This is a genomic window from Mycobacterium malmoense (assembly GCF_019645855.1).
GTDB classification, from domain to species: Bacteria; Actinomycetota; Actinomycetes; order Mycobacteriales; family Mycobacteriaceae; genus Mycobacterium; species Mycobacterium malmoense.
Genome location: NZ_CP080999.1, coordinates 554,246 through 578,977 on the forward strand (window position 1 = coordinate 554,246; position 24,732 = coordinate 578,977).

At 66.4% G+C, this 24,732-nt stretch carries 25 protein-coding genes and 1 tRNA gene; 16 read left to right on the forward strand and 10 right to left on the reverse strand.

Annotation, left to right across the window (positions count from 1 at the left end; genetic code table 11):
* Nucleotides 1–71: 71 nt before the first annotated feature.
* Nucleotides 72–857 carry a trans-aconitate 2-methyltransferase gene (locus K3U93_RS02510; RefSeq protein WP_083010613.1) on the forward strand — a complete coding sequence of 262 codons (786 nt, stop codon included), beginning with the start codon at nt 72–74 and terminating at the stop codon, nt 855–857.
* Nucleotides 858–867: 10 nt separating this feature from the next.
* Here the strand turns inward: K3U93_RS02510 and K3U93_RS02515 are convergent, their stop codons facing one another.
* Together K3U93_RS02515 and bluB are read right to left on the reverse strand one after the other, a co-directional pair.
* Nucleotides 868–2,265 (reverse strand): sulfatase family protein, encoded by a 1,398-nt coding sequence (locus K3U93_RS02515; protein ID WP_083010612.1) that lies wholly within the window; start codon nt 2,263–2,265, stop codon nt 868–870.
* 4 nt (nt 2,266–2,269) lie between these two features.
* Nucleotides 2,270–2,959, reverse strand: a complete 690-nt coding sequence (gene bluB / locus K3U93_RS02520) for a 5,6-dimethylbenzimidazole synthase (protein ID WP_071512203.1) — start codon at nt 2,957–2,959, stop codon at nt 2,270–2,272.
* A gap of 64 nt (nt 2,960–3,023) precedes the next feature.
* On the opposite strand from bluB, the gene K3U93_RS02525 reads away from it, so the two are divergent.
* On the forward strand, nt 3,024–3,305 hold the full coding sequence (locus K3U93_RS02525; RefSeq protein ID WP_083010611.1) for a hypothetical protein: 282 nt from the start codon (nt 3,024–3,026) through the stop codon (nt 3,303–3,305).
* Here K3U93_RS02525 and K3U93_RS02530 read toward each other — a convergent pair.
* Complete coding sequence (locus K3U93_RS02530) at nt 3,289–3,771, reverse strand: hypothetical protein (protein WP_071512205.1); 483 nt, start codon at nt 3,769–3,771, stop codon at nt 3,289–3,291. The genes K3U93_RS02525 and K3U93_RS02530 overlap by 17 nt on opposite strands.
* Before the next feature lie 203 nt (nt 3,772–3,974).
* Between K3U93_RS02530 and K3U93_RS02535 the strand changes: the two genes are divergently transcribed.
* On the forward strand, nt 3,975–4,628 hold the full coding sequence (locus K3U93_RS02535; protein ID WP_071512206.1) for a L,D-transpeptidase family protein: 654 nt from the start codon (nt 3,975–3,977) through the stop codon (nt 4,626–4,628).
* Nucleotides 4,629–4,635: 7 nt separating this feature from the next.
* On the opposite strand, the gene K3U93_RS02540 is transcribed toward K3U93_RS02535, so the two are convergent.
* Both K3U93_RS02540 and K3U93_RS02545 read right to left on the reverse strand, forming a co-directional pair.
* Nucleotides 4,636–5,136 (reverse strand): nuclear transport factor 2 family protein, encoded by a 501-nt coding sequence (locus K3U93_RS02540; RefSeq protein WP_083010610.1) that lies wholly within the window; start codon nt 5,134–5,136, stop codon nt 4,636–4,638.
* Complete coding sequence (locus tag K3U93_RS02545) at nt 5,123–5,743, reverse strand: TetR/AcrR family transcriptional regulator (RefSeq protein WP_083010609.1); 621 nt, start codon at nt 5,741–5,743, stop codon at nt 5,123–5,125. The genes K3U93_RS02540 and K3U93_RS02545 overlap by 14 nt, the downstream gene beginning before the upstream one ends.
* Nucleotides 5,744–5,782: 39 nt before the next feature.
* Between K3U93_RS02545 and K3U93_RS02550 the strand changes: the two genes are divergently transcribed.
* The 4 genes from K3U93_RS02550 (at nt 5,783) to K3U93_RS02565 (ending at nt 10,678) form a co-directional block, all read left to right on the forward strand.
* Nucleotides 5,783–7,009, forward strand: a complete 1,227-nt coding sequence (locus K3U93_RS02550; protein ID WP_083010608.1) for a hypothetical protein — start codon at nt 5,783–5,785, stop codon at nt 7,007–7,009.
* Nucleotides 7,010–7,163: 154 nt separating this feature from the next.
* Nucleotides 7,164–9,062, forward strand: a complete 1,899-nt coding sequence (locus tag K3U93_RS02555; protein WP_220688577.1) for an Hsp70 family protein — start codon at nt 7,164–7,166, stop codon at nt 9,060–9,062.
* Between the two features lie 82 nt (nt 9,063–9,144).
* Nucleotides 9,145–9,531 carry an Rv0313 family protein gene (locus tag K3U93_RS02560; protein WP_083012169.1) on the forward strand — a complete coding sequence of 129 codons (387 nt, stop codon included), beginning with the start codon at nt 9,145–9,147 and terminating at the stop codon, nt 9,529–9,531.
* Between the two features lie 109 nt (nt 9,532–9,640).
* Nucleotides 9,641–10,678 (forward strand): NADP-dependent oxidoreductase, encoded by a 1,038-nt coding sequence (locus K3U93_RS02565; RefSeq protein ID WP_083012171.1) that lies wholly within the window; start codon nt 9,641–9,643, stop codon nt 10,676–10,678.
* Nucleotides 10,679–10,690: 12 nt separating this feature from the next.
* Here the strand turns inward: K3U93_RS02565 and K3U93_RS02570 are convergent, their stop codons facing one another.
* A complete protein-coding gene (locus K3U93_RS02570) occupies nt 10,691–11,305 on the reverse strand; it encodes a hypothetical protein (protein ID WP_071508654.1) in 615 nt (204 codons plus the stop codon).
* 127 nt (nt 11,306–11,432) lie between these two features.
* Here K3U93_RS02570 and K3U93_RS02575 point away from each other — a divergent pair, with 127 nt between their 5' ends.
* Together K3U93_RS02575 and K3U93_RS02580 are read left to right on the forward strand one after the other, a co-directional pair.
* The gene (locus tag K3U93_RS02575; RefSeq protein WP_071508736.1) at nt 11,433–11,876 is read left to right on the forward strand and encodes a MarR family winged helix-turn-helix transcriptional regulator; all 444 of its coding nucleotides are present in this window, start codon (nt 11,433–11,435) and stop codon (nt 11,874–11,876) included.
* A gap of 183 nt (nt 11,877–12,059) precedes the next feature.
* Complete coding sequence (locus tag K3U93_RS02580) at nt 12,060–12,881, forward strand: glycoside hydrolase family 16 protein (protein ID WP_071508655.1); 822 nt, start codon at nt 12,060–12,062, stop codon at nt 12,879–12,881.
* Between the two features lie 4 nt (nt 12,882–12,885).
* On the opposite strand, the gene K3U93_RS02585 is transcribed toward K3U93_RS02580, so the two are convergent.
* Nucleotides 12,886–14,400 carry a glycosyltransferase family 39 protein gene (locus K3U93_RS02585; RefSeq protein ID WP_083012173.1) on the reverse strand — a complete coding sequence of 505 codons (1,515 nt, stop codon included), beginning with the start codon at nt 14,398–14,400 and terminating at the stop codon, nt 12,886–12,888.
* A 185-nt stretch (nt 14,401–14,585) separates the two neighbouring features.
* Between K3U93_RS02585 and K3U93_RS02590 the strand changes: the two genes are divergently transcribed.
* Complete coding sequence (locus K3U93_RS02590; protein WP_083012175.1) at nt 14,586–15,269, forward strand: GAP family protein; 684 nt, start codon at nt 14,586–14,588, stop codon at nt 15,267–15,269.
* A gap of 56 nt (nt 15,270–15,325) precedes the next feature.
* Complete coding sequence (locus K3U93_RS02595) at nt 15,326–15,997, forward strand: GAP family protein (RefSeq protein ID WP_083012108.1); 672 nt, start codon at nt 15,326–15,328, stop codon at nt 15,995–15,997.
* Here the strand turns inward: K3U93_RS02595 and K3U93_RS02600 are convergent.
* Complete coding sequence (locus K3U93_RS02600) at nt 15,973–16,728, reverse strand: hypothetical protein (protein ID WP_083012177.1); 756 nt, start codon at nt 16,726–16,728, stop codon at nt 15,973–15,975. The two genes, K3U93_RS02595 and K3U93_RS02600, sit on opposite strands and share 25 nt — an antisense overlap.
* Nucleotides 16,729–16,793: 65 nt before the next feature.
* Nucleotides 16,794–17,132, reverse strand: coding sequence for a DUF732 domain-containing protein (locus tag K3U93_RS02605; protein ID WP_083012110.1), 339 nt, complete (start codon nt 17,130–17,132; stop codon nt 16,794–16,796).
* 840 nt (nt 17,133–17,972) lie between these two features.
* On the opposite strand from K3U93_RS02605, the gene K3U93_RS02610 reads away from it, so the two are divergent.
* Both K3U93_RS02610 and K3U93_RS02615 read left to right on the forward strand, forming a co-directional pair.
* Nucleotides 17,973–18,887 carry a type IV toxin-antitoxin system AbiEi family antitoxin gene (locus K3U93_RS02610; RefSeq protein ID WP_083012113.1) on the forward strand — a complete coding sequence of 305 codons (915 nt, stop codon included), beginning with the start codon at nt 17,973–17,975 and terminating at the stop codon, nt 18,885–18,887.
* Between the two features lie 2 nt (nt 18,888–18,889).
* A complete protein-coding gene (locus K3U93_RS02615) occupies nt 18,890–19,774 on the forward strand; it encodes a nucleotidyl transferase AbiEii/AbiGii toxin family protein (protein WP_139797173.1) in 885 nt (294 codons plus the stop codon).
* 204 nt (nt 19,775–19,978) lie between these two features.
* Here K3U93_RS02615 and K3U93_RS02620 read toward each other — a convergent pair.
* A tRNA-Gly gene (locus tag K3U93_RS02620) sits at nt 19,979–20,049 on the reverse strand.
* Nucleotides 20,050–20,104: 55 nt separating this feature from the next.
* On the opposite strand from K3U93_RS02620, the gene dcd reads away from it, so the two are divergent.
* From dcd to K3U93_RS02635, 3 genes are all read left to right on the forward strand, one after another.
* Entirely contained in the window at nt 20,105–20,677 is a 573-nt protein-coding gene (gene dcd, locus K3U93_RS02625; protein ID WP_071508660.1) for a dCTP deaminase, read from the forward strand.
* 123 nt (nt 20,678–20,800) lie between these two features.
* The gene (locus tag K3U93_RS02630) at nt 20,801–22,612 is read left to right on the forward strand and encodes a DUF7159 family protein (RefSeq protein ID WP_230981569.1); all 1,812 of its coding nucleotides are present in this window, start codon (nt 20,801–20,803) and stop codon (nt 22,610–22,612) included.
* Between the two features lie 287 nt (nt 22,613–22,899).
* The gene (locus tag K3U93_RS02635; protein ID WP_083012120.1) at nt 22,900–24,459 is read left to right on the forward strand and encodes a DUF7159 family protein; all 1,560 of its coding nucleotides are present in this window, start codon (nt 22,900–22,902) and stop codon (nt 24,457–24,459) included.
* Nucleotides 24,460–24,732 lie beyond the last annotated feature (273 nt).

Here is a 24,732-nt window from a genome sequence, read left to right on the forward strand (position 1 = left end):
GCCGGGGCGTCGTGCGGTAATACGGTTTGTCTATCGGCCGGCGCGTGATGGTGTGGATCAGGAGGACCGACATGTGGAATCCCGATGTCTACCTGGCCTTTGCCGACCACCGCAGCCGGCCCTTCTACGACCTGCTGTCGCGGGTGGGCGCCAAGGGAGCGCGCCGGGTGGTCGATCTCGGTTGCGGGCCGGGCCACCTGACCAAGTACCTGGCCCGGCGCTGGCCGGACGCGGTGATCGAGGCGATGGACAGCTCGCCGGAGATGGTCGCCGCCGCCAGGGAACGCGGAATCGACGCCGTCACCGGCGACCTGCGGGACTGGAAGCCCAAGCCCGACACCGACGTGGTGGTCAGCAACGCGGCCCTGCATTGGGTGCCCGAGCACGCCGACCTGCTGGTCCGGTGGGCCGGCGAGCTGGCGCCCGGATCCTGGCTCGGCGTGCAGATCCCGGGCAACTTCGATACACCGTCGCATGCCACGGTGCGGACGCTGGCCCGCCGTGAGCCCTACGCAAAGATCATGCGCGACATACCTTTTCGCGTGGGGGCGGTGGTTCAGCCACCGATAAACTACGCCAACCTGCTGCTGGACGTCGGATGCAAGGTCGATGTCTGGGAAACCACCTACCTGCATCAGCTGACCGGGGAGCATCCGGTGCTGGAATGGATCACCGGCACGGCGCTGGTCCCGGTGCGCGAGCGGCTCGACGACGAGGGCTGGGAGCAGTTCCGCCGGGAGCTCATCCCGCTGCTGGACGACGCCTACCCGCCCCGGGCCGACGGGACGACCATCTTCCCCTTCCGGCGGGTGTTCATCGTCGCCGAGGTTGGGGGCGCGCGCCGTTCGAGTGCGTAACCGGCCCGGATCACTCCTCGATGCCGCGGTCGACGGCGATCGCCGCGCGGCCGCTCGGCGTCGCGTGATGAATCTGTAGATAGGTTTCGGTGTAACGCACCGCGATGCGGGAACCGGCGAACTCCGATGGTATGACGTCACCGGTGCGCTGACGCCAATCATCCAGGCGGACAGCCAGATCGGTCGCGATCGCGTCTATACCCGCGTCTATGCCTGCCTTTATGCCCGTGTCGCCCGCGAGCAAGTTGTTGGTCTCGGTGGGGTCGGCGCGCAGGTCGTAGAGCTCGCGCTGCGGGCGCGGGCGCTTGACGAACGGCGCGACGGCCAATCCCGACGGGCTTTCCTGGATGTCCCATGGCAGGTCGAGCAGCGGCCGGGGCGCGTAATTCTCGATGTAGCTGTATTCCTTGGTGCGAATCGCGCGAATCGGGTCGAACGAGTCGTGAAAGGTCTTCGTGGTGTACACGTGGTCTCTGACTGGCACGGTGTCCGGCTCGGTGTCCGGCGCAAGCAAGGCGCCCGCATGGGACACGCCGTCGACGTCGGCCGGCACGTCGAGACCCAACAGGCCGAGCAGCGTCGGCACCAAGTCGACTCCGCTGAACAGTTCGTCGTACACGCGCGGCGCCACGGCGCGGCCGGTGGGCGGGCGGATGATCATGCCGATGCCGGTTCCGGCGTCGTATAGCGTGGATTTCGCACGCGGGAACGCGGCGCCGTGATCGGTGAAGAACACCACCCAGGTGTTGGCGTCGAGCCCCGTCTCGGCCAGCGTGTCCAGCAGCCGGCCGGTTGCGGCGTCGGCCGTCGCGATCGCCCCGTAGAAGTCGGCGAGATCGCCGCGGACCTCGGGAGTGTCGGGCAGGCAGTCGGGAACGTCGACGTCCGCGGCGTCGGCCGGCTCGTAGCGGTCCCGCGGGTAGGGCCGGTGCGTCTCGAAGAACCCCGCGGTCAACAGGAACGGTTGGTCCGCGAGGCTTTCGGTGGCGTCCCGGAGCCACGCCCGGAGCCATTCGGAGGCCTGGTCCACCACGTGCTCGCAGTAGGAGTTCGACACGTCGAATTCGTCGAAGCCCAGCCGCTTCGGGTAGGACGTCTCGTGTTGCATGCCGAAAAGCGCTGAGTACCAACCGGATTCGGACAACAGTTGCGGCAGGGTCCGGACGCCGCTGCGGTATTCCCAGCCGTGGTGAGCCAGGCCGACGAGCCCGTTGGTCTGCGGGTAGCGGCCGGTGAACAGCGATCCGCGCGACGGCGAGCACAGCGGCGCCGTGGCATGGGCCCTGGTGAACAGGATACCTTCGGCGGCGAGCCGGTCCAGTCGTGGGCTGGATACATCCCGGTGGCCGTAGGCGCCGAGATATCGCCCCAGGTCGTGCCAGTGCACGATCAGCACGTTGTCTGTCATACCGTCACCTCGACCGGCGACGATACCGCAGCCGCGACGGCCGACCCCATCGGTTCTCGCTGACGAACTCCGACAGCGGTCGCGCGCAGGCCCAGCCGTCCAGCTCCAGCGCGGGCCGATCCGGAAACTCGGGCACCGGGCCCAGGCACAGGATGGCCACCGGCTCGGCGTCGACCGGCATTGCCAGCAGACCCGCCAACCGCTCCGGATCGAACAGCGAAACCCAGCCCATGCCAAGGCCTTCCGAGCGGGCCGCCAGCCACAGGTTCTGGATTGCGCACGACACCGACGCGAGATCCATCTGCGGCAGCGTCCGCCGGCCGAACACGTGCCTGTCGCGGTTGCCGCACAGCGCCACCACGAACAGCTCGGCGCACTCGAGGATGCCCTCCACCTTGAGCGCCAAAAACTCCTCGGCGCGCTCTCCCAGGGCCGCGGCGGTGAGCGGGCGCTCCTCCTCGACGAGCGCGTGAATGCGTCTGCGGAGCTCGTCGTCGGTGATCCGGATGAAGCGCCACGGCTGCATCAGCCCGACGCTGGGCGCGGCGTGCGCGGCGCACAATAACCGCGCCAGCACCTCCTCTCCCACGACGCCGCCCGGCAGGAACCGGCGCATGTCACGCCGCTCGGAGATCACCCGATAGACGGCCCGCCGCTCCTGGGGGCTGAACGCCTGATCGGTCACAGGGTTCATCGTAGGAAATCGCGCGTTAGCGTGGACCGTGCCTTCTCAGACGGCCTCGGAAGGGAGTGTTTCCGTGAAGCTTTCCGACGTACTCGACCAGCAGCCCGCCGGCGGCGCCGCGCGCGCATACGGCGAGCCCTATGAGACCTCCGACGGTGCCACCGTGATCCCCGTCTCCAAACCGCTCGGCGTGTTTGTCGTGCGCGACGGCAAGGCTTCCTGGGTGCCCGCCGTCGACGCGGACCGGATCGCCCTGATCGGGGTGATCACCGGCCTGCTGGCGGCGGTGATCGGCACCCTGGCGGTGCTCCGGCAGCCGCCCTGGCCGCGGATCACGATCACGGACTGTAGGTGACGCCGACCGCCCGGAAGACGTAGTCGGGCGGCATGTCGAAGGCCAGCGACCGCCGCGGCAGGCCGGCGAGCACGTCGGCCGGGATGGCCGCCTTGTAGTGCAGCGACAGTTCGCCGCTGAACTTCTTGTCAACCTGGGCGACGTCGACGTCGACCTGCAATCCCGTTGACGAAATCTCGACCTGCGCCGCGCCGGTCTGCGGCGCGTCCCAGCGCACGTTGACGGTCGGGCCGGCCAGCTTGGGCAGCATGGACAGCGTCGCCAGCACCCGCTCCGAGGTGAAGACCAGCGAACCCGCATAGCTGGCGACGCTGTGCGGCAACCGCACGCCGGGGAGGACGCCGCTGAACCGCCGGGTCACCGCGACGTAGTCGGCAAGGTAGATAAGGCCCTCCGCCTCGACCTGAGCGTGCAGGTCGGCGGGCAGCTTGCCGATGCCGAACAACCTTCGGACGAAGACCGCCATGACGCCAGTATGACCGCTTGGCCAGTGGCCAACCACGATGGCGAGCAGACGCGGAATCGCATGATTTGCGTGCAAATCATGCGATTCCGCGTCTGCTCGCGAGCCCTGCCAGAGCCGGCGCCCATTGGATCACGGCGCGGTGATCCAACCGAACCTAAAGCTTTACTTGACCTTTAGGTCAGCGCCGCCCGACGATTGAATCCATGCGCCGACTGCTAGCTTCGCTGGGGGCTGTGGCGTGCGTGGTGTGCGCGTCGCTTCTGCTCGCCCCGGCAAGTGGTGCGGCGACCCCCTGGTTCGCGAACTCCGTTGGCAATGCCACGCAGGTGGTTTCGGTCGTCAGCACCGGCGGTTCCACCGCGCAAATGGACATCTATCAGCGCACCGCCGCGGGCTGGCAGGCGCTCAAGACCGGCATCCCCACCCACGTCGGTTCGGCGGGCATGGCGCCGCAGGCCAGGAGCGGGGTTCCGGCCACCCCGATGGGGGTGTACACGCTCGACTCCGCCTTCGGCACGGCGCCGAATCCCGGTGGGGGACTGCCCTATACGCAAGTCGGGCCGAATCACTGGTGGAGCGGCGACGACCATAGCCCCACCTTCAACTCCATGCAGGTCTGCCAGAAATCCCAGTGCCCGTTCAGCACGGCCGCGAGCGAGAACCTGCAAATCCCGCAGTACAAGCACGCGGTGGTGATGGGCGTCAACAAGAACAAGGTCCCGGGCGGCGGTGCGGCGTTCTTCTTCCACACCACCGACGGCGCCCCCACCGAGGGCTGCGTGGCGATCGACGATGCCCAGCTGGTGCAGATCATCCGGTGGCTGCGGCCCGGCGCGGTGATCGCGATCACCAAGTAGCCGGGCGTCAGTCCAGGGCGCGACCGGCTTTGACCTTAAAGTCCAAGCCCGCCAACGACATTGTGGCCTCATAGGTGCGGTCGTAGCCGGTGGCGCTGATCTTCCAGCCATCGTCGGTGCGCCGGTAGGTGTCGCGGTAGAAGGCCGCACCGATCAGCATGAAGTCGAAATCGGCGACGATGACCCGGTCTTGCAAGTACCAGGTGCCCGACGCTTCATCGCCCCCCACCGTGATCTCCGGGTGAGTCACCCGGTGTTCGGTGATGACGGCCGGGCCCAGTGACCTGCGCATGTAGTTCACCAGGTCGACGCGGTTGGTGAAGTGCAGCTCCGCACCGACCGACGACCCGTAATCGCCGACCACGTCGTCGGTCAGCGTCTCGGCGAAGTCGTCCCAGCGCTTGGTGTCCAGCGTGCGCAGATACCGGTACTTGACCTGTTTGATCGCTTCGATGTCGGCTATCTCGGAGGCGAAGTCTTGGGGGCTCATCAGGTCATTGCAGCACACGGGTGACCATGTCGATCAGCGCCCGTCGCTCCCGATGCCAGTCGATCGGGGTCCCGGTGATCATCTGCGCCAGCACCACCCCGCGCAGGGTGGCCCAGATCACTTCGGCCACACCGGAATTCGCCGGGTCTTCGGTGATCAGCCGGCCGAGCTGGCCGATCGCGGAGTTCATTTCGAGCAGGTGGCGCCGCGAGGACTCGCCCGGACCGCCGCGGGTGGCGCGCAGGATTTCGAAGGCGGCCATCGACGTCGGGCTGCTATAACAGCGCCAGGCGGTGTCGACGACGACCTCGATGCGCTCGCGCAGCGGAAGCTCGCTGACATTGGCCGACGACAGACTGTCGACCAGCCTGGCCACGCCGTCGTCGACGACGGCGATCAGCATGCCGTTGCGGTCGCCGAAGTGATACTGGATGACTCCCCACGTCACGCCGGCGCGTTCGGCCACGTGCTTGGCGGTCGCGGCGGCGAACCCCTCCTCCACGATGCACCGGACCGTCTCGTCGATGATCCTGGCCCGAGTGTCATCCCCGCGTTTGCGCGGCGCGCTGGTGCGCCGGGTGGGTCTGATGGAGCGCCCGGGTGTCCGGTTCGCGGCAATGGACATTGTTGACTTTATAACATAGCCACGACTATTTTTGGGTCGGTGAGTCAGTCCCGATACGCGCGGTTGTCCCGTGAGCAGCTTGCCGTCCTGGTCCCCGAACTGCTGTTGATCGGGCACATGATCGACCGTTCCGGCATGGCCTGGTGCATTAGCTCGTTCGGTCGCGAGGAGATGGTGCAGATCGCCATCGAGGAGTGGGCGGGCGCCAGCCCGATCTACACCAAGCGCATGCAGCGGGCGCTGAACTTCGAGGGCGACGACGTGCCCACCATCTTCAAGGGCCTACAGCTCGACATCGGCGCGCCGCCGCAATTCATGGATTTCCGGTACACCATCCACGACCGCTGGCACGGCGAATTCCACCTCGACCACTGCGGCGCGCTGCTCGACGTGGAGCCGATGGGCGAGGAGTACGTGTTCGGGATGTGCCACACCATCGAGGATCCGACGTTCGACGCCACCGCGGTGGCGACCAACCCGCGCGCGCAGATGCGTCCCATCCACCGCCCGCCGCGGCAGCCGGCGGATAGGCATCCGCACTGCGCGTGGACCGTCATCATCGACGACTCCCATCCCGAGGCCGAGAGCATCCCCGCGCTGGATATCGTGCGCGAAACCCGCGCCGCGGCATGGGAACTCGACCCCATCGACCGGTCCGAGGAGGGGCAGGCGGACTACTCGGGCCCGCTGCTGTCCGATTTCGACTTCGGCGCCTTCTCCCACTCGGCGCTGGTGCGGATGGCCGACGAGGTCTGCCTGCAGATGCACCTGCTCTATCTGTCGTTTGCCATCGCGGTGCGAAAGCGTGCCGCCGACGATGCCGAGGCCGCCGCGGTGGGCACCCGCGGCCTGATCGGCCTGGCCGGCCTGGCCGCCGAGCGGATTCACAACGCCCTGGCGCTCCCTGGCGGGGTCGAAGGAACGCTGAGGGCGCTCGAGCTGCATCCGCTGCTCAACCCGGCGGGCTACGTCGTGGCGGAAGTGGAGGCGGACCGGCTGATTGTGCACCGGTCGCCGGCCCACGACGACGGCGCGTGGATATCGCTGTGCTCGCCGGAATCCGTGCAGCCGCTGCAAGCGATCGCCACCGCGGTGGATCCGCGCCTCCAGGTCCGGGTTAGCGGTACGAGCACCGACTGGACCACAGAACTAATCGAAACCGATGCCCCGGCGGGCGAACTGCCAGAGGTGTCGGTGGCCAAAGTCAGTGGTGGATCGTCATTCCGGTTTGAGCCGAGGCGTTCGCTGCCGCTGTTCGTGGCATGAACCCGGACGTCTTGTCAAGGGGTTTTTAGTACCGCTTCGGTGACACAATCGCATCGAGCGGGTACCAATGATGTTGCAAGCCATCGGCTTTCCGCGTGTCCGCGACTATGGTTAACGCTGGCCACCGACCTCTATAGACGAAAGTATTCGCTCTATGTACGACCCACTGGGGTTGTCGATCGGGACCACGAACCTGGTCGCTGCACGTAACGAAAGTCCGCCAGTAACGCGGCGTGCTGTGTTGACCCTATATCCGCACTGCGCGCCGAAAATCGGCCTGCCCGAGGAGAATCCGAACCTCACCGAGGCGGGCGTGCTCATGCGCGGCTTCGTGGAGCGCATCGGTGACTCGGTTGCGCTCGTGTCGCCCGACGGGTCCGCCCACGACCCGGACCTCCTGACGGTGGAGGCCTTGGACGCGATGGTGCTGGACGCCGGTGCGGACGCGGCTTCCTCGGAAATCTCCATCGCGGTTCCCGCGTACTGGAAACCCAGTACGGTGCAGGCGCTGCGCAACGGCTTACGAACGCATTTGGGCTTCGTCCGAAGCGGCATGGCGCCCCGCCTGGTCTCGGATGCGATCGCGGCGTTGACCGCGGCGAACGCGGAGCTGTGCCTTGCGGCGACCGGCGTGGTCGGGGTGCTCGACTTCGGTGGCGGCGGCACCTCGGCGACGTTGGTGAGCCTCGCGGGGGATTTCGAGCTCGTCAGCCCCACAATGCGTTACGCGGCCTTTTCCGGCGACGAAATCGACCAGGCGTTATTGCTTCGGGTTTTCGAGGAACTAGGACATGGCAGCGGCATCGACCCGGCGAGCACCGCCGCGGTCGGCCAGCTCACCCTGCTCAAGGAGCAGTGCCGCGCGGCCAAGGAGCGGTTATCCACCGAAACCACAACCGAATTGGCCGCGGAACTTGGTGGGCGCCGTTGCAGCATGCGGCTGACACGGGACGAGCTGGGGGACCTGATACAGGACCGGCTGACCGGCTTCATCTACGCGTTCGATGACATGCTGGCCCGCCATCACAAGAGCTGGGCGGACCTGTCGGCCGTGGTCACCGTCGGCGGCGGTGCGAGCATTCCGCTTGTCACCGAACGCCTTTCGGTGCATTCGCGCAGACCGGTCGTGACCCCGTCGCAGCCCGCGTTCGCCGCCGCGGCCGGCGCATTGCTGCTGGCCTCCCGCGGTGAAGAGCTGGATCTGCGGACGCGCACGTCCATCGGACTGCTCACGACCGCCGCCGCCGGCGATGTCATCGAACTGCCGGCCGGCGACGTGCTGGTGATCGACGACGAGGCGCTCACCGATCGCGAGTTGGCTTGGTCGCAAACCGAATACCCCGGCGATGTGCGAGCACCATACACGCCCGAAGCCTACGACGAAGACGGTCCGGCCGGCTGGTCGATGCGCCTGAACGTGATCGACCCACCCAGGGAACGGCCGTGGCGTCGCGTCCGGCTGTCGCAGTTGATTATCGGGATGAGCGCCCTGGTGGCCATGACGGCGATCGGCGGCGTGGCTTACACGTTGACGGGCATAGAGAACCGCCAGACCCCGCCGGCGCCCACCGTCGCGCCCGTGCCGGTGCCGCCGGTCAGCTCCCTGATACCGACTCCGGTCCCCCCGCCCCCGACGGCTGTGCCGCCGCCACCCAGCGCCGAGCCGGTCCCCAGCGCCGCGCCGCCACCGCCCCCTCCGCCGTCGCCGCCACCACCGCCGCCCCCTCCGCCACCGGTGGTGGTGACCACGCCGCCGCCCGTCGTCACCACGAGACGCCCACCGCCGCCACCGACCACGACGCAGCCGCCGCCTATGACGACGGCGACGACCACCAGCCCCCCGCCGCCGCCCCCGACGACAACGCCGTCGCCCGCACCAGCTCAGGCGACGACGCCCACGACGACGGTGCCGATGACGACGGAGTGGATACACGTTCCGCTGCTACCGGTGCCGATACCGGTCCCGGTTCCGCAGAACCAGGCCCCCCAGGCCCCTCAGTATCCGCAGTATCCGGGGAACTCACAGAACCCGTTCCTGGGTCCGGGGTACTGATCGGGCCGCAGGCGGCCGTGGCGGATGGGCGTCGACTGGGCGCACACTGGGCACCAGCGGTGTGAGCTGCAAGGAGGTCGGTGTGGCCGAGTACGGTGCGTTCGGATTCGATCCCGACGAGTTCGACCGAGTGATCAGGGAGGGCAGCGAGGGCCTGCGCGACCTGTTCGAGCGGATCGGCAATTTTGTCGCCGGTCCCGGTGTCAGGACGGGCTGGTCGGCGTTCTTCGAGGACCCGTCGCGGCGGCCCCGCTCCGCGCCAGAGACCGCCGGCGAGGCCGGTGACGGGGTCTGGGCCATCTACACCGTGGACGCCGACGGCGGTGCGCACGTCGAACAGGTCTATGCGACCGAACTCGACGCGCTGCGCGCCAACAAGAACAACGTCGATCCGAAGCGCAAGGTGCGCTTCCTGCCCTACGGCATCGCGGTCAGCGTCCTCGACGACGACTCGGAAGAGCCGTCCTAGCGCTGGCCCAGCGGGCGCTCGAGTTCCCGGATCCGTTCTTCCCGGTCGTCCTGCGTGTCCCCGCACGGATGCTCCCACCGGATCGCGGCCAATGGGTAGTTTCAGCACCGTGCCCGATTTGCCGAACCGCCAGATCTTGTTGCGTCGCCGCCCGGTCGGCCTGGTCCAGGCCGGTGACACGCAGCTGGTCACCACGCCGGCACCCGAGCCCGCGGAGGGTGAGGCGCTGGTCCGGACCACCTACGTGGGACTCGACGCCGCCGTGCGCACCTGGCTGAACGACCAGCCCGGCTACCTGCCGCCGGTGCAGCTGGGCGAGGTCATCCGGGCCGCCGGGATCGGCGAGGTCGTGGCCTCGCGCTGTGACGCCTACGAGGTCGGCGACGTCGTCACCACGCTGACCGGTTTCCAGGAGTACGTGATCGTCCGCGACGACGTGTTCAGCACGCCCATCCCCGGCAAGGCCCACCCAGCCGAGAAAGTCGACCAACTGGCGGTGATGTCCGTGTACGGCCCGACCGGGGCCACGGCCTACATCGGGATGACGGACATCGGCCGGCCCCAGCCCGGGGAGACGGTCGTGGTGTCGGCTGCGGCGGGCGCCACCGGATCGGTGGCCGGGCAGATCGCCAAGATCGCCGGCGCCCGGGTGGTGGGCATCGCGGGCGGGCCGGAGAAATGCCGCGCGGTGATCGAGGACTTCGGGTTCGACGCGTGCATCGACTACAAAAACGACGACCTCGCGGCGGCGCTCAAGCAGCATTGCCCCCGCCGGGTCAACGTCTACTTCGACAACGTCGGCGGGCCGATCCTGGACGCGGTGCTGGGCCGCCTGGCCACCAAGGCGCGGGTGGTGCTCTGCGGCGTCATCTCCAGCTACCTGAGCGGGGAGCACCCGGGACCGGCCAACTACGTGAACCTGCTGTCCAAGACCGCGCTGATGCAGGGGTTCAACGCACTCGACGAGTGGGGTCGCTTCGAGGAGGCGTTCGCCGCGCTTAGGCGGTGGGAACGCGAGGGTCGGATCAGACACCGCCAGACCATCTTCGAGGGCATCGAGTCGTGCGTCGATGCCCTCAACGGGCTGTTCACCGGGGCCAACATCGGCAAGATGCTGGTCAGACTCAGCGAACCCACTTCCGCCTAAGGCGCGGGTGTCTTAGCCCTCGCCGAGGACGCGGTGCAGCGCCTTCTTCGCCTCGGTCAGGGCTGCCAGGACCTTGGTCCGGGTCTCGGCGAGCTGCTGTTTCTGCTCGTCGGTGCCGGTCCAGACGATGGTGCGAGCCAGACCGGCGAGTTCGAAGAGTTCCCTGCGGATCTTGAAGACGTCGCCGAACTTGGCCGCCCGCCCCAGGAAGGCGTGCGCGGTCTCGCTGCTGACGCCGCGCCAGGCGAGCAGGTTCTGGCCGAGTTCGGTCAGGGTCGCCACCCCGTTGTCGACCGTGACCACGCCCCGGCCGGCAAGCAGCCCGATGGCAAGCTCCGCCAGGTCCTGCGGCGGGTTAAACGCGCCGTCGGTTGCGTCGGACACCCGCTGCACGACTTGGGCGGCGTCGGCCGGCCCATCGAGTAGCAGCGCCGCAGTGACGAAGGCCGCGCGCTTGAGACCATGGCGACCGTGCGGGCCGAAACCCTTCTTGAAGCCGGGTCCGCCAAAGCCGGGGCCACCCCAGCCGGGTCCGCCGAAACCGGGTCCGCCAAAGCCGGGTCCGCCGAAGCCGGGTCCGCCGAAGCCGGGTCCGCCGAAACCGCCGAAGAATCCACCACCAGACATCGCTGTCGTTCCTTTCTATTTAGGTCCACTAAAGGCTATCAAGCTCCTTGATACCACCGAGCTCGTCGATGTCAAGGAAATTGATGGTCGTGCGTCGAACTGCTTGGCGCATGTCAGCATGTTGGGCATGGGTCAATCCGATGATGAGCCGCTGGGATTCTTGCTGTACCGCGTGATGGCGGCGCTGCGGCCCCAGGTCGCCGCGGAGCTCAAGCCGCTGGGGCTCGGCCTGCCGGAATTCGTGTGCATGCGGATCTTGTCGATGCATCCGGGGCTCACCAGCGCCGAGCTGGCCCGCGGTACCAATGTCTCCGCGCAGGCGATGAACCAGGTGCTGCACGCACTGGAGGACCGCGGTGTCCTGCATCGTCCGGCGTCGACCCCGGCAGGGCGGGCAATGCCGGCCCAGCTCACCCGCCATGGCAAGGCACTGCTGAAGCGCGCGGAGGCCGCCGTAGAAGTGGCCGATCGACGGATGTTGAACCGGCTCACCGTCGACGAACAACGCCACCTCAAGCAACTCCTCTATGCGGCGGGAACCCGCCCCGCAGAAGGTTGCCGAAATCCCTGAGCCGAAGGCGGTTCGCAGCCAACGGCAGGGGTTTGCCGGTTGGACCCCGAGCGGCTCCCATCCCTAGGCTGCGAGATGCACCCGTGCCCCGCCGCATGGTTTCATAACACCGTTTGCGAAAGTTGCTTAGGGGGATGGCGTCAAGTCTGAGGTCCCGGCTTTACGAGATTGGTGGTATTGAAGATGGATCGTCGCAGCATGTTGTTGACCACGGGGATCGGCATGCTGGGGGCTGCGATGCGCATCCCGGAGGCCTGGGCGGCCCCGTCGGCGCCGACCGCGCCGGCATCCGCCGGGGGCGGCCCCTACATTTTCCAGGACGAGTTTGACGGCCCGGCGGGCGCGGGTCCCGACCCGGGCAAATGGACGGTGCAGACCTGGCAGGACGACGTGTTCCCGCCGGTCGCGGGGATTTACCGCGACGACCGACGAAACGTGTTCCTTGACGGCAATTCCAATCTCGTCCTCTGCGCCACCCAAGAGTTCGGCACCTACTACAGCGGCAAACTGCGAGGCAACTTCCGCAGCATGATCAACCAAACCTGGGAAGCGCGGATAAAGCTGGACTGTTTGTTCCCCGGCCTTTGGCCCTCGTTCTGGGGCGTCAACGAGGATCCGCTGCCGGACGGCGAGGTCGACATCTTCGAGTGGTATGGCAACGGTCAGTGGCCCGCGGGAACCACGGTCCACGCGGCATCCAACGGGAAAACCTGGGAAGGGAAATCGATTCCGGGGTTGGTGGACGGCGCGTGGCACACCTGGCGAATGCGTTGGGCTGACGACGGGTTCCAATTTTCGCGAGACGGGGCACCGTACTTCAGCGTGCCGAACAAGCCCATCCACGTCCACGGCGGCGCTCCCGACGACATGCGCTGGCCCTTCAACAACCCCGGCTATTGGATGACGCCCATGTTCACGCTCGCGGTCGGTGGGGTCGGCGCCGGCGATCCGGCCCTGGGTACCTTCCCGGCGGCCATGCTCATCGACTACATCCGCATCTGGTAGCGCGTTATCGCCCCGAGTTCTCGGCCTTGATCACCTGAACCAGATTGAACTGCCAGCGCTCGACCAGCCGGAAACCCAGGTCGTGCGGAACCGCGAAGGCGGGGGTTGCTCCGAAGAGTTGGCCGGGCGGCAGCGCCGAGCCCTGCTCGTGGTCCGGCCTTGACTTGTCCGCTTGTGTGATGATCCACACGACGCTGCAGCGGCTCAACGGCTTGGCGACAACTTCTGGTATGAGGTTGGTGTCGAAGACCTCGTTGCGCTCGGTTGCTCTCTGCCACAGGGTGAGATCGATCAGCTTCCGGTAGGCATCGGGGCGCGCCGCCATCAGCGGGCGCATGGGCGCGGGCATGAACGTCACCGTGTCGTTCACGAGCAAGCAATCGCCCGGCGCCGCCTTTGCGGTGATCAGATCGGCCACCTGACTGTAGTCCATTCCATATTTTGCATACGGGTTGCGTTGCGCCCTAACATAATTCGGTGCAGCCACGACGGCGAAAAGAGTGACGAGAGCCGCCGTCGTCCATGGCCTGACGGCCACCGCCGCGGCGCAGACGCCCAGCACCAGTGCCATCGCGGGTGTGGTGAAGGATAAATAGCGCGGCGTGTAGATCGGGTGAAACAGCGCTGACCAGATCACGATCAGGGCGGTCGGGATGGCAAGCCATGCGGCCGCAAGGACCAACAGTTGCCGATCCGGCGGCGCCAATCGCGCGGACTTGCTGATCCACAAGGCAATAGCCGCCGCAATCACCAATGCCGACAAAAGTGCGAACGGGGGGCTTCGCTCGAAATACTGTTGTACCACTACATCTTCGATCGTCCGGCTCCCGATCGGTGGGACCCAACTGATCTGATGGGATTGCCCGGCCACCACCGCCAAAAACGGCGCCAGGACACAAACCATCGCAACCGACGTAATGGCAAACCGTGCCAAAACCGTTCGCCTGCATTGGAAAACACCGATGAAAATGAGGTACGCCAGGAGCAGCAGCGCGAGGTACGCATCGAGCACGATCGAGATGGCCAGGGCGATGCCATAAGACAGCCACGCCCGAGCGTCGTCACGGCGAGCGGCGCGAACCAGCAGCACCGACAGCCACACGGCGGCCATCATCGACAGGGCATACGGGCGAGCTTCGATGCCCGCCCACGTGGTCCGAGGCAAGATCGCGCAGAAAACTCCGGAGGCCACCGCGGCGGTGCGCGATGAAAACTGCTTGCCCAGCACCACGACTCCGGCCGCCGCGCCTCCGACAGCCAGACCGCTTGGCGCACGGGACCAGAACTCCGTGGGCGGGAAAATCTGGAACCAGCCGTGCATGAGCAAGTAGTACAGGCCGTGGACGGCGTCGACGGTGCCCACCATGTGCCACAACTGAACAAGCGACCGGCTGTATGCGGCCGAAATGGTGGCGGCCTCGTCGTACCAGAAAGACGGACGAGCCGCGCCGCCCAGACTTATCGCGGCGGCCAGCACGCCAACGATGAGCGGGTCGAGCGCGGCCCGCGGTGGTGTCAGGTGGCCGCCGCGGTGACGCCGTGACTCGCCGGCAACCGCGACGCTCACCGAGCCACCAAGCACATCGCGGTTTCGCCGAACACCATCGCTATGTTGCCAGAAGCGGACCGGGGGTCCGCGGCCTTTGCCGGGCGGTGCGGCCGCGATCCGGGTTCATCGTGGTCGCCCGTCGCGGCAATGCGATGATGCTGCCCGTGACAGGCAACTGGGGTTCCGTGCTGACCAAGCTCATTCCGCTCGGTCTGGTCATCGCGCTCTCACCAATCACGGTCATTCCGGCGGTGCTGGTCCTCCACGCGCCCCGGCCGCGGCCGGCCAGCCTCTCCTTCCTCGGCGGCTGGATGCTAGGTCTGGTCGCCTTCACCGCGTTGTTCATCGGTGGCTCCGACCTGCTCGGTGATCTGAGCATGGCGCCGCCGACCTGGGCGTCCTGGCTGCGCGTCGTGCTGGGGTCGGCGCTGATCGCGTTCGGCGTGTTCCGCTGGCTGACCCGGCATCGTCGCGGCAAGAGCCCGGCCTGGATGCGTTCGTTTTCCAGTCTGAGTCCGGCTCGCGCGGGCGTGACCGGGGCGGTGCTGGTGGCGCTGAGGCCCGAGGTGCTGATCCTGTGTGCGGCGGCCGGCTTGGCCATCGGCACCAGCCGGCTAGGCACCGCAGGTGGGTTGACGGCCGCCGCGGCTTTCGTCGTCGTCTCCACGTCGACGGTTGCCGCCCCCGTATTGGGTTATGCCGGTGCCGGCGACCGCCTCGACGACGCCCTGGAACGGCTCAAAGTCTGGATGGAGCAAAATCACGCCGCGCTGATGGCGGTCATTTTGGTTCTGATCGGTTTGTTGGTGCTCTACAACGGAATTCACGCTCTGTCGTAACGTGGTTACCTTTTTCGGTCGCTGCCACGTGCCCGCGGCACGATAGATTGCTGCCCATGGCAGGAAGCTGGGGTTCTGTGCTGGCCGGGCTCATTCCGCTCGGTCTGGTCATCGCGCTCTCGCCGATCACGGTCATCCCGGCGGTGCTGGTGCTACAAGCACCCCGACCGCGGCCTTGCAGCCTTGCGTTCCTCGGCGGTTGGCTGCTGGGCCTCGCGGCGCTGACGGCGCTCTCCGTCGCGGCGTCCGGCGTCCTCGGCGGTCTGCACAAGTCGCCGCCAACCTGGGCGTCCTGGCTGCGCGTGACGCTCGGGGCGGCCCTCGTGGTGTTCGGCGCGTATCGATGGCTGACCCGGCACGGTCACACCGAGTCGCCGGCGTGGATGCGATCGTTCGCCGCCATCACCCCGGCGCGCGCGGCGATAACGGCGGCGGCGCTGGTGGTGATAAGACCCGACGTACTGCTCATCTGCGTTCCGGCCGGACTAGCCATCGGCGGAAGCGGGCTGGGCGTCGCCGATGACTGGCTGGCCGCCGCCTTCTTCGTGGTGATCGCCGCGTCGACGGTCGCCATCCCGATACTCGCCTACGCGGCCGCCGGTGAGCGCCTCGACGATGCGATGGCACGGCTCAAAGACTGGATGGATAAAAACAACGCCGCGCTGATGGCGGCGATCCTGGTCGTGATCGGTTTGATGGTGCTCTACAACGGAATTCGTGGTTTGTAACCCCCGTCGGACAGGCCGGCGTCTTCTTCGAGCCTGTTCGCCTTACCAAAGACCAACTCGCGGACCAGTTCCCAGCCGTAGCCCCCGAGCATGCCCGCGTAGCCCTTCGCCGCCCATTGCTGGCAGTGCCGCTCCTCGTGGTGCAGGACGCGGTCCAGATCGAGGTGGTGCCAGGCGTGCCCGGACCGCACGATCCGGCGAAGCAGCTCCGCGGGCTCGGCGACTTTGCCCATATTGACCATGAAGATGTCACCCCACGTGGTGCCGCCCCGCCGGCTAAACTGCCTCTGGATCCAGTTGCCGCCCAGGCCCATGAGAATGCCGTTCGGGGTCGTGACGAGGCGCCCCCCGTTGCGATGAACGAACCGGACATCGCGCGAGTAACTCCAGCGATTTGCCTTCTGCCGGTTGATGATCCGCGCGACCTCGGCGGCCGAGTACGGTGTCTCCGGGAAGTCGCCGGGCTGCTTGCCCGCCCCGCCGTAGTCGGTGCCCGCGTTGAGGACGTAGGTCATCAGCGTCGCGTTGCGCGCGTCGTGCCCGCTGGTGCCCGGCGGGACCAGAAAGTAGGACTTGCCGTGTGAGTCTTTGATTTCCGTGAACTGCTCGAGGATCTCGAAGCTCCCCGGGGTGATGGCGTGCCGTCGGGCGATCTCGGCGACGACGCGCGAAGGCGCGCCGCGACGTTCGGCGTTTTCGCGCCACGTCTCGAAGTAGCCGTTCGCCTGCATGTTCACATACACGATTACGTCACGGTGAGCGAAGCCGGTGTTCGGGCGCCGGCGCGCGTCAGTCTTCATGGACACAAATCGAGCCTGGCGTAGTTAATGAGGTCGTCGGCCTGTTGGACGGTGAGACCGTTGGGGCCCAGGGCGCCGTCGGAGCGTTGCAGCGCCAGGTCCCTCAGCTGCTCGGGCGTCGCCCCGTCACTCAGTTGGGTGCATAGCTTCCAGCCCGTCTGCAACAGCGCCGGGTCTCCGCCGCCGACGTCGTGGATACCCGCGTTGTGCAGGTCATTCAGAAAGGAGGTCGCATCAGCCCGAGCCGGGCCGGCCAAGACGAGCCCGGCGACGAGAAGTGGGCCACCTGCCAGTGCCGCGCCCATAAACCGGCCATAGCGCGTCTGTGCTGCCATAGCTGCATCTCCTTTGACCGTTTGCCGCCCCAAATTCGACGACGCATCCCTTACATGAAAGCAGTTCAACAAACGTACCGCGCGGTGAGCTTATGGGAAATTGAAAGCGGCAAGGCACGACGGTCGATAGGCACATTGCCGCGGTCGCTGCTTCACCATTGAGACAAGCGCCGCCATGATTAGCGTCCGTGGCGCTGGCGGTTCTGAGACCTTAAAACGTGTCCGCAAGGGGCGAGCGAGTTCGGGTAGTGGGGAAGTACTCTCCGGCAACACCTTTGGCGTTGGCATCGGTGAAGGATCGGTCGAGACCACCAAGCTTAGCCATTGCGGTTGTCGCTCGCCCAGAAAGATTGGGTTGCTCTCCTACTTCGGCAAGGCCGCCGCCGAATGCGCGGCGATTGAAAATCAGGCTGTTGCCGCTTAGCGGGAAATCGACGAGATCGTCTGCCGCCTTTACCGAATCACCGAAGCGGAGCGGGCATTGACCGAGGCGATCGAAGCCCGAGGAGCCGCCGGATAGCTTGCTCGACTAACGGCATGTCGTGTGTCGAGCTGCTTGGTCGGAGCCGATGACCGGAATCGAACCCGCGTTCTCAGCTTGGGAAGCTGTTTTCCAGCGCCGAACGGCCGCTCGGCGCGTTTCGCGCCTCCAAGCACGTGGACTCTCGACGTTGTTTCGATGCGTGGGCATCGTGGATTTGGCGATTCCGCGGGACGCGATGGATGTCCACTTAGCTTTGTGGCGGACTGAGGGTCTATTAAATGCCCCATAGCGCATCAAACTTAAGTGTCTACTTAGGTATGAGGCGGAATATGGTCATATAAGTTACAATATCCGCCATGAACCTAAGCGCGCATGGTGCAACCAGTCCCTTGGGTGCCGACCGGCGCATCCCAAAGTGGGCCTCGGCGGTGATTGGCGGGCTTGCTCGCGATCGACCGATCGTCGTGACGACCGAAGATCTCGCCCTACGGCTAGCGGAAGCCACCAGTGAGCGCGATGTCGATTTAGCAATACGCGACCTACGGCGCCTGGGCTGGCTGGTCGGCCTGCCGGTGCGAGGAACTTGGGCATTCATCCCGCCAGGAGAGGCTGGCGTGTCCGACCCGTATCTTCCGGTCCGTGCATGGCTAGCGCGTGATCACGACGCAGGCTGCATGCTGGCCGGTGCCGCAGCTGCGTGGCATCTCGGGTACCTGGATCGGCAGCCTCAGGGTCGAGTTTCACTGTGGCTTCCAGCCAAGACGCGACTTCCAGACGGTCTGCGCAAATACGTGTCAATTGTGAAAATCTCCTGGAATATCCAGGACGCTGCGCAGCTGGCCCCGAGCACGGCGCTGCTCCTCAGACGGCGGCTCGATATCGTGTCGTGGGCGACAGGACTACCCGCGTTTGGCCCGGAGGCACTGCTTGTGCAGCTCGCCGCGCGCCCATCATCGTTCAGACCATGGGCAGATATCGTCGCGCACCTGGACGTGCTAGCTGCTGATTGCGTCGATGAGCACCTGCTACCACTTCTTTCGGGCCAGTCGATGTCGACATGGCAACGCGCAAGCTACCTGATCGACGTGGCAGGTGACCCTGAACGAGGCGCGGCGCTGCTCGCAAAACGTCAGATGAAGACGATGTCCGTCGTGCAATTCACTCATCCGCACATTCGGGCGAGTCGCAGCACCGAGGGCGTCTGGGTTCCGAAATACCAGCTCGTCGATGGTCTCGTCGCACCGTTGTTATCCGTTGTTGGCAAGGCCTGACCGTGGCCGGCCTTACCCGCGCCCTAGTCGCACGTCATGCGGCTGGACGAGCCGATGCATACGATGCAGCGTTGCTCGACGTCGCCCAAGATCACCTGCTTTTCCTCCTTGCCCAAGCGGCGAACATCGGTGACGGTCGGCTGGTATTTAAGGGTGGCACTAGCTTGCGGAAGTGTCGGTTAGGCAACGCTGGCCGATTCTCAATCGACTTAGATTTCGGCGCGCCCGACGACGACGTAGTGCTCGAGGTCTGCGGCCTTATCGATGGAGCCCGCATCGGTGGCTTTGAATTTGGCATCGTGAGCACCAGGGGTGATGGACGTCATTGGGGGCTGACGGTCAGTCATGCTGAACTGGGCGCGCCCCGGATTGCAGCCAGTGTCGAATTCGCACGGCGCCCGTTGGCTCTACCGCCGGAGCCGCTCCCTTTTGTGCCGTTGCCGATCCATAGGGCCTACGGCTTTCCCTTGCCGACGCTGCCAGTGGTCGCTGAAGCGGAAGCTTGCGCAGAAAAACTTGCGCGATACCGACGCGTCGCTTTGGCACGAGATCTCTACGACTTGAACCATTTCGCGACTCGCACTTTCGACGAACCTCTTGTGCGGCGCTTATGGGTACTCAAGGTGTGGGCCGACGTGGTTGACGATCGACGTGGCGGCCGCCCTCTTCGGCCAGAAGACATCCTCACTGTCCGTGGTGAACAAGACTTCGAGCCCGACTCGATTGGGATTTTGACACGGCCCGTCGACATCCCGGACTGGGAAGCCCGCGTTCGACGTCGGTTCGCGTTCCTCACCGACCTCGACGCGAACGAACAGCGGTGGGCTTCCTGCAACGAACGTCACCGATCGGAAGTGCAAGACGCGCTCTCCGCGCTGCGCGGTTGATCCGGCTCGCCAACTGGGCGCACGCTGCGCGCGCCGCCCGCCCGGCCCGCCGGGTGCGCCGTCCTGGAGCCACTCGATCAAGGCGATTGAGAATGAAGAGCTGACATCCGTGCCGTCAAGGCGCGTAGCAACATCGGCGAGTCGGGGTACTGGGGCGCAAGACGAATCGACATTTGGCTGCATTTGCCGAGCTGGTTAGGCCGGAGCCGATGACGGGAATCGAACCCGCGTTCTCAGCTTGGGAAGCTGATGTTCTACCATTGAACTACATCGGCGCTGTCGCCGAAGAAGGTTAGCATCCGGGCTCGCTCAAGCGGATAGGCTCGTCAGGTGCTGCTCTCCGATCGTGATCTCAGGGCCGAAATCACGGCCGGCCGGCTGGGTATCGACCCGTTCGACGACTCCCTAGTGCAGCCGTCCAGCATTGACGTCCGCCTCGACCGCATGTTCCGGGTCTTCAACAACACGCGCTACACCCACATCGACCCCGCACAGCAGCAGGACGAGCTGACGACCCTGGTGGAACCCATTAACGGCGAACCGTTCGTGCTGCATCCGGGCGAGTTCGTGCTCGGCTCGACGCTGGAGCTCTTCACGCTGCCCGACCACCTCGCGGGGCGGTTGGAGGGCAAGTCGTCTCTGGGCCGCTTAGGTCTGCTGACGCATTCGACTGCCGGCTTCATCGATCCCGGGTTCAGCGGCCACATCACGCTCGAACTGTCCAACGTCGCCAACCTGCCGATCACGCTGTGGCCGGGCATGAAGATCGGTCAGCTGTGTATTTTGCGGTTAACCAGCCCCGCGGAACACCCCTACGGCAGCTCGCGCGTGGGGTCGAAGTACCAGGGTCAGCGGGGACCGACGGCGTCTCGCTCCTACCAGAATTTCATAAGACCTTCCTAGGTTCGGCAGGGCGTCCACACAGCCTTTCTGCGCGATGATTAGTTGGTCCCTGGTCGCTCCTCCGCCGACCACGGCTTGGCTAGCAATATTTAGGAGGGGTTGGTATTGGATATCGTGCTCGGGATGTCGATGGCACCGGCGTCGATCCAGATGGTCGTGCTCGAAGGCGAAAACGCAGACGGCGCCACGGTGGAAGAGGACGAGTTTGACGTCACTGCTGCCGACGACTCGGCCACTGCGAGCGCGCCCGACCAAGTAATCGCCGCCATCCTGGGCACCCGCGAGGGCGCCGCCGACGCCGGCCTGGAGCTGTCGGCTATCGGCGTGACGTGGACCGATCAGCTCGAAGCGGCCGCTTTGCGTGACGCGCTGGCCGTCCACAAGATCGAGAACGTCATGCTGGTCTCGGCGTTTCTGGCCGCGACAGCGCTGGCTCAAAACGTCGGCGGGGCGATGGGTTACGAGCGCACCGCGGTGCTTTTCGTGGAGCCCGACACCGCGAGGTTGGCCGTCGTCGAGACCTCCGACGGCTCCATCGCCGATATCCACAAACAGCCGATCTATGCCGAGTCCTACGACGACGCCACCGCACAACTCACCGGCATGGTGGCCGGACTGGAGGACCTGGAATCCGCTCCGGGCGGCCTGTTCGTGGTCGGTTCGGGCGTTGACATCGCCCCGATCAAGCCGGCGCTGCAGACGGCGACCTCGCTTGATGTCAGCGTCCCGGAGGAGCCGGAGACGGCGCTGGCCCGCGGGGCCGCCCTGGCGTCGGCGAACGCGCCGCTGTTCGCCTCGTCGACCGCGGCGCTGGCCTACGCCCAAGACCCCGGCACCGGGGCGGTCGGCCGGCACGCCTTGCCCGAATACCTCAGCGTCGGGCCTGAGCTCGGTGACGATGACCTTGCCTACAGCGCTGTGCCGGACGACGACGCCAATGTCCCGACCGTCGTCATAGAGGAACCCTTCGCTCCCGAACAGGATCAACCGCGTCGCAGGCCGGTCCTGCTGATCGGCAGCGGATTGGCGGTCGTTGGCATCAGCGCGGTGCTGGCGCTGGAGATTGCGCTGGCGATCGGCATCCGCACGACCGTCGCTTTGCGGCCCACGCCCGGCCAAAACCTCATCGTGCCAACCCAACAGGCGCCCGCTCCCGCGCCGGTTGAGGCTTCTCCGCCGAAGCCGAAGGTCAGCGTGCCGCAGCCGATGGCGGCTCCCAAGCCGCTGAACCCGCCGGCCGCCGCACCGCTCCCCGCGGCTCCTCCGGTTCCCGCCGCCCCTCCGGTTCCGGTGGCTCCGATGGTGCCGGTTCCGGTTGTGGTCCCTCGCGTGGCGCCGGTTCCCGTGCCCCCGGTCCACGTGCCGGTTCCCGACCAGATAGTGAGCCCACCGGTCGTTCAGACCCCGCCGCATCTCTCCGCACCGCAACCCGTGGTGCCCCAAGCGCCGGTGCACGTGCGGCCGCCGCAGTCGCCCTCGTCGCAAGGCGGTGGCACCATCCCACATTCGCCGCCCCACCAAGCTCCCCCGGGACAAGGCTTGCCGCCCAAGCCAAGTGGCCCTGGCGGCCAGGGCGGCGGACACTTTCCGGCCCCCGGCGCGGGCCCTGGCGGCATCGGCGGTGAGCCCGCTGGTCCTGGGCCGTTCGGCGGTGGTGGCCCGTTCGGTGGCGGTGGCCCGTTTGGTGGTGGGCCTGTTGGTGGTGGTGGCCCGTTTGGTGGTGGCGGGCCTGCTGGTCCTGGGCCGTTCGGTGGTGGCGGCCTGTTTGGTGGTGGTGGCCCGTTTGGCGGCGGTCATGGTGGTGGCCCGTTTGGTGGCGGCGGCGGGCCGTTTGGCGGCTTCGGTGGTGGCCACGGCGGCGGCGGATTTGGCGGCTTCGGTGGTGGCCACGGCGGGTTCGGCGGTGGCTTTGGTGGTGGCGGCGGACACAGGTAACCGTCCGCGGCAGCCGGATGTCGCTCAGCGTTGCAACACGGTTAACGCACGCTGGCCTGTCCTTAACACCGCGCGGCTACGCGGGTAGGGTCGAAGTATTGGGGTAGACCGAAAACCGCACTGCCCCGTTTCCTATAACCAGAACTTCATAACGCCCCCAGCCAATTCCGGACCATAAAGCCTGCGTGCTGCTGTGGCAATCAAGTCCGTGGTTGATAGCTGAAAAATCGTGTCGTCGGTGCACTTGTCGCCGTGACACAGCAAACTACCGAGGGGGAACTTTAGCGGTGGTGGGCATCGTGCTTGGCGTCTCGATGGCGCCAAAGAAGGTCCGCATGGTGCTGGTCGAGGGTGAAGGCGCCGACGGGGCCGCTGTCGACCAGGACACCTTCGACGTCGACGGGGATCTGTCGCCCTCGACGGCGCCCAATCAGGTGCTCTCCGCGATCCTGGGCACTCGGGAAGGCGCCGCGGAAGGTGGCTACCAGCTGCTATCGACGGGAGTGACGTGGACCGATCACGTCGAGGCCGCGCTGCTGCGTGACGCGCTGATCGCCCACAAGATCGAGAACGTCATGCTGGTCTCGGCCTTTATGGCTGCAGCCGCGCTGACCCAGGCTGTCGGCGACGCCACTAACTACGCGCGCACCGCGCTGCTCTTCGTCGAGCCGTACTCGGCGACCCTGGCTGTGGTTAACACCGCCGACGGATCGATCTCCGAAGTGCGCCGCAGGGTTCTTGCTGACGACGAAGACCAGGCTGTGGCCGAACTTGTCGAGATGGTTTCCGGAGCCGAAGCGCTGGAAGCGCGCCCGGAGGGTGTGGTCGTCGTTGGGTCTGGCGTCGATATCCCGCTGATCAAGCCGGCTTTGGAGGCCGCAACTTCACTGGACTTGTCCGCACCCGACGAGCCGGAGATGGCCCTGGCTCGTGGCGCGGCGCTGGCTTCGGCGAACGCGCCGCTGTTCGCGTCGTCCACAGCCGCGCTGGCTTACGCGCTCGACCCCGGCACCGGCGAGGTAGACCCGTTAGCTCTCGCCGGCCAGTCTCCCGGATTACTGCCCGGATACCTGCCCGAATACCGCGGCGTCCCAGAGCTTCCCGCCGCCGCCAAGAAGGGCAAGCTCAACGTCGCCTACAGCGCCGTGCCGGACGAGGACGCTGATGCCGAGACCGTCATCGGTCTGGACGAGAGTGCGCAGCGGCGCAAATCCGTCCTGCTGGCAGGCAGCGCGCTGGCGGTGATCTTCATCAGCGCGGTTGTGGCGCTTGAGATTGCGCTGGCGATAAGCATCCGCCCGACAGTTGCGTTGCGGCCCAGCCCCAACGAAAACATCATCGCCCCAACCCAACCCGTGCCGGCGCCGATACCTCAGGCGAAGCCGAAAGTCCAGGTGCCTGCACCGGTGGCGGCGCCCCACCCCATGAACCCACCAGCCATAGCTCCGGCTCCCGTGGCTCCGCGGGCCGTCCCGGTGCCCGTGGTTCCACCGCCCGTGTTCGTTCCTGTGCCTCGCGTACCGCTTGTCCAACCTCCGGTGGGCGGCGGTCGCGGGCCCTTCGGCGGCGGGCCGGGCCCCCGTGGTCCCTTTGGTGGTGGTCGTGGTCCGTTCGGTGGTGGTCCTTTTGGCGGCGGTCACGGTCCGTTCGGTGGTGGTCCGTTTGGTGGTGGTCACGGTCCCTTCGGTGGTGGTCCCTTTGGTGGCCATGGCCTATTTGGCGGTGGCCACGGATTCGGTGGTTTCGGTGGCGGGCATGGATTCGGTGGCTTTGGCCACGGGTTCGGTGGTTTCGGGCACGGGTTCGGTGGCTTTGGTCACGGGTTCGGTGGTTTTGGGCACAGGTAGCCGTTCGCAGCGGCGAGCGGACGGCCGCGACATCTTTCTCGTCGGCTCTGGTTGACCCCATGTTCCGTAACGGTCTCGGCGGTTGGTTTGTCGCAGCCAGGGCCACGGGATCCTGGCGCCCTAGCCGTAATCGGGCCGGTCCCGGACCAGTGGAACGGCGTAAAATCGACAAACTAGGGGAATACAGGGTGGGGATCGCCGACGTGTCGCTGTCGCTGGAGTTCGCTTTGATCACGTCCCCGACATCACTGGCTAGCAAACGACGATGGAGGA

What these genes read in the sequence shown, in the direction of transcription:
- K3U93_RS02580 (WP_071508655.1), top strand. Translation starts at nt 12,060, where the DNA reads ATGGATCGTCGCAGCATGTTGTTGACCACGGGGATCGGCATGCTGGGG.
- K3U93_RS02610 (WP_083012113.1), top strand. Translation starts at nt 17,973, where the DNA reads ATGAACCTAAGCGCGCATGGTGCAACCAGTCCCTTGGGTGCCGACCGG.
- K3U93_RS02515 (WP_083010612.1), bottom strand. Translation starts at nt 2,265, where the DNA reads ATGACAGACAACGTGCTGATCGTGCACTGGCACGACCTGGGGCGATAT.
- K3U93_RS02595 (WP_083012108.1), top strand. Translation starts at nt 15,326, where the DNA reads ATGGCAGGAAGCTGGGGTTCTGTGCTGGCCGGGCTCATTCCGCTCGGT.
- K3U93_RS02535 (WP_071512206.1), top strand. Translation starts at nt 3,975, where the DNA reads ATGCGCCGACTGCTAGCTTCGCTGGGGGCTGTGGCGTGCGTGGTGTGC.
- K3U93_RS02600 (WP_083012177.1), bottom strand. Translation starts at nt 16,728, where the DNA reads ATGCAGGCGAACGGCTACTTCGAGACGTGGCGCGAAAACGCCGAACGT.
- K3U93_RS02545 (WP_083010609.1), bottom strand. Translation starts at nt 5,743, where the DNA reads ATGTCCATTGCCGCGAACCGGACACCCGGGCGCTCCATCAGACCCACC.
- K3U93_RS02570 (WP_071508654.1), bottom strand. Translation starts at nt 11,305, where the DNA reads ATGTCTGGTGGTGGATTCTTCGGCGGTTTCGGCGGACCCGGCTTCGGC.
- K3U93_RS02630 (WP_230981569.1), top strand. Translation starts at nt 20,801, where the DNA reads ATGTCGATGGCACCGGCGTCGATCCAGATGGTCGTGCTCGAAGGCGAA.
- bluB (WP_071512203.1), bottom strand. Translation starts at nt 2,959, where the DNA reads ATGAACCCTGTGACCGATCAGGCGTTCAGCCCCCAGGAGCGGCGGGCC.
- K3U93_RS02530 (WP_071512205.1), bottom strand. Translation starts at nt 3,771, where the DNA reads ATGGCGGTCTTCGTCCGAAGGTTGTTCGGCATCGGCAAGCTGCCCGCC.
- K3U93_RS02590 (WP_083012175.1), top strand. Translation starts at nt 14,586, where the DNA reads ATGCTGCCCGTGACAGGCAACTGGGGTTCCGTGCTGACCAAGCTCATT.
- K3U93_RS02575 (WP_071508736.1), top strand. Translation starts at nt 11,433, where the DNA reads ATGGGTCAATCCGATGATGAGCCGCTGGGATTCTTGCTGTACCGCGTG.
- K3U93_RS02510 (WP_083010613.1), top strand. Translation starts at nt 72, where the DNA reads ATGTGGAATCCCGATGTCTACCTGGCCTTTGCCGACCACCGCAGCCGG.
- K3U93_RS02605 (WP_083012110.1), bottom strand. Translation starts at nt 17,132, where the DNA reads ATGGCAGCACAGACGCGCTATGGCCGGTTTATGGGCGCGGCACTGGCA.
- K3U93_RS02555 (WP_220688577.1), top strand. Translation starts at nt 7,164, where the DNA reads ATGTACGACCCACTGGGGTTGTCGATCGGGACCACGAACCTGGTCGCT.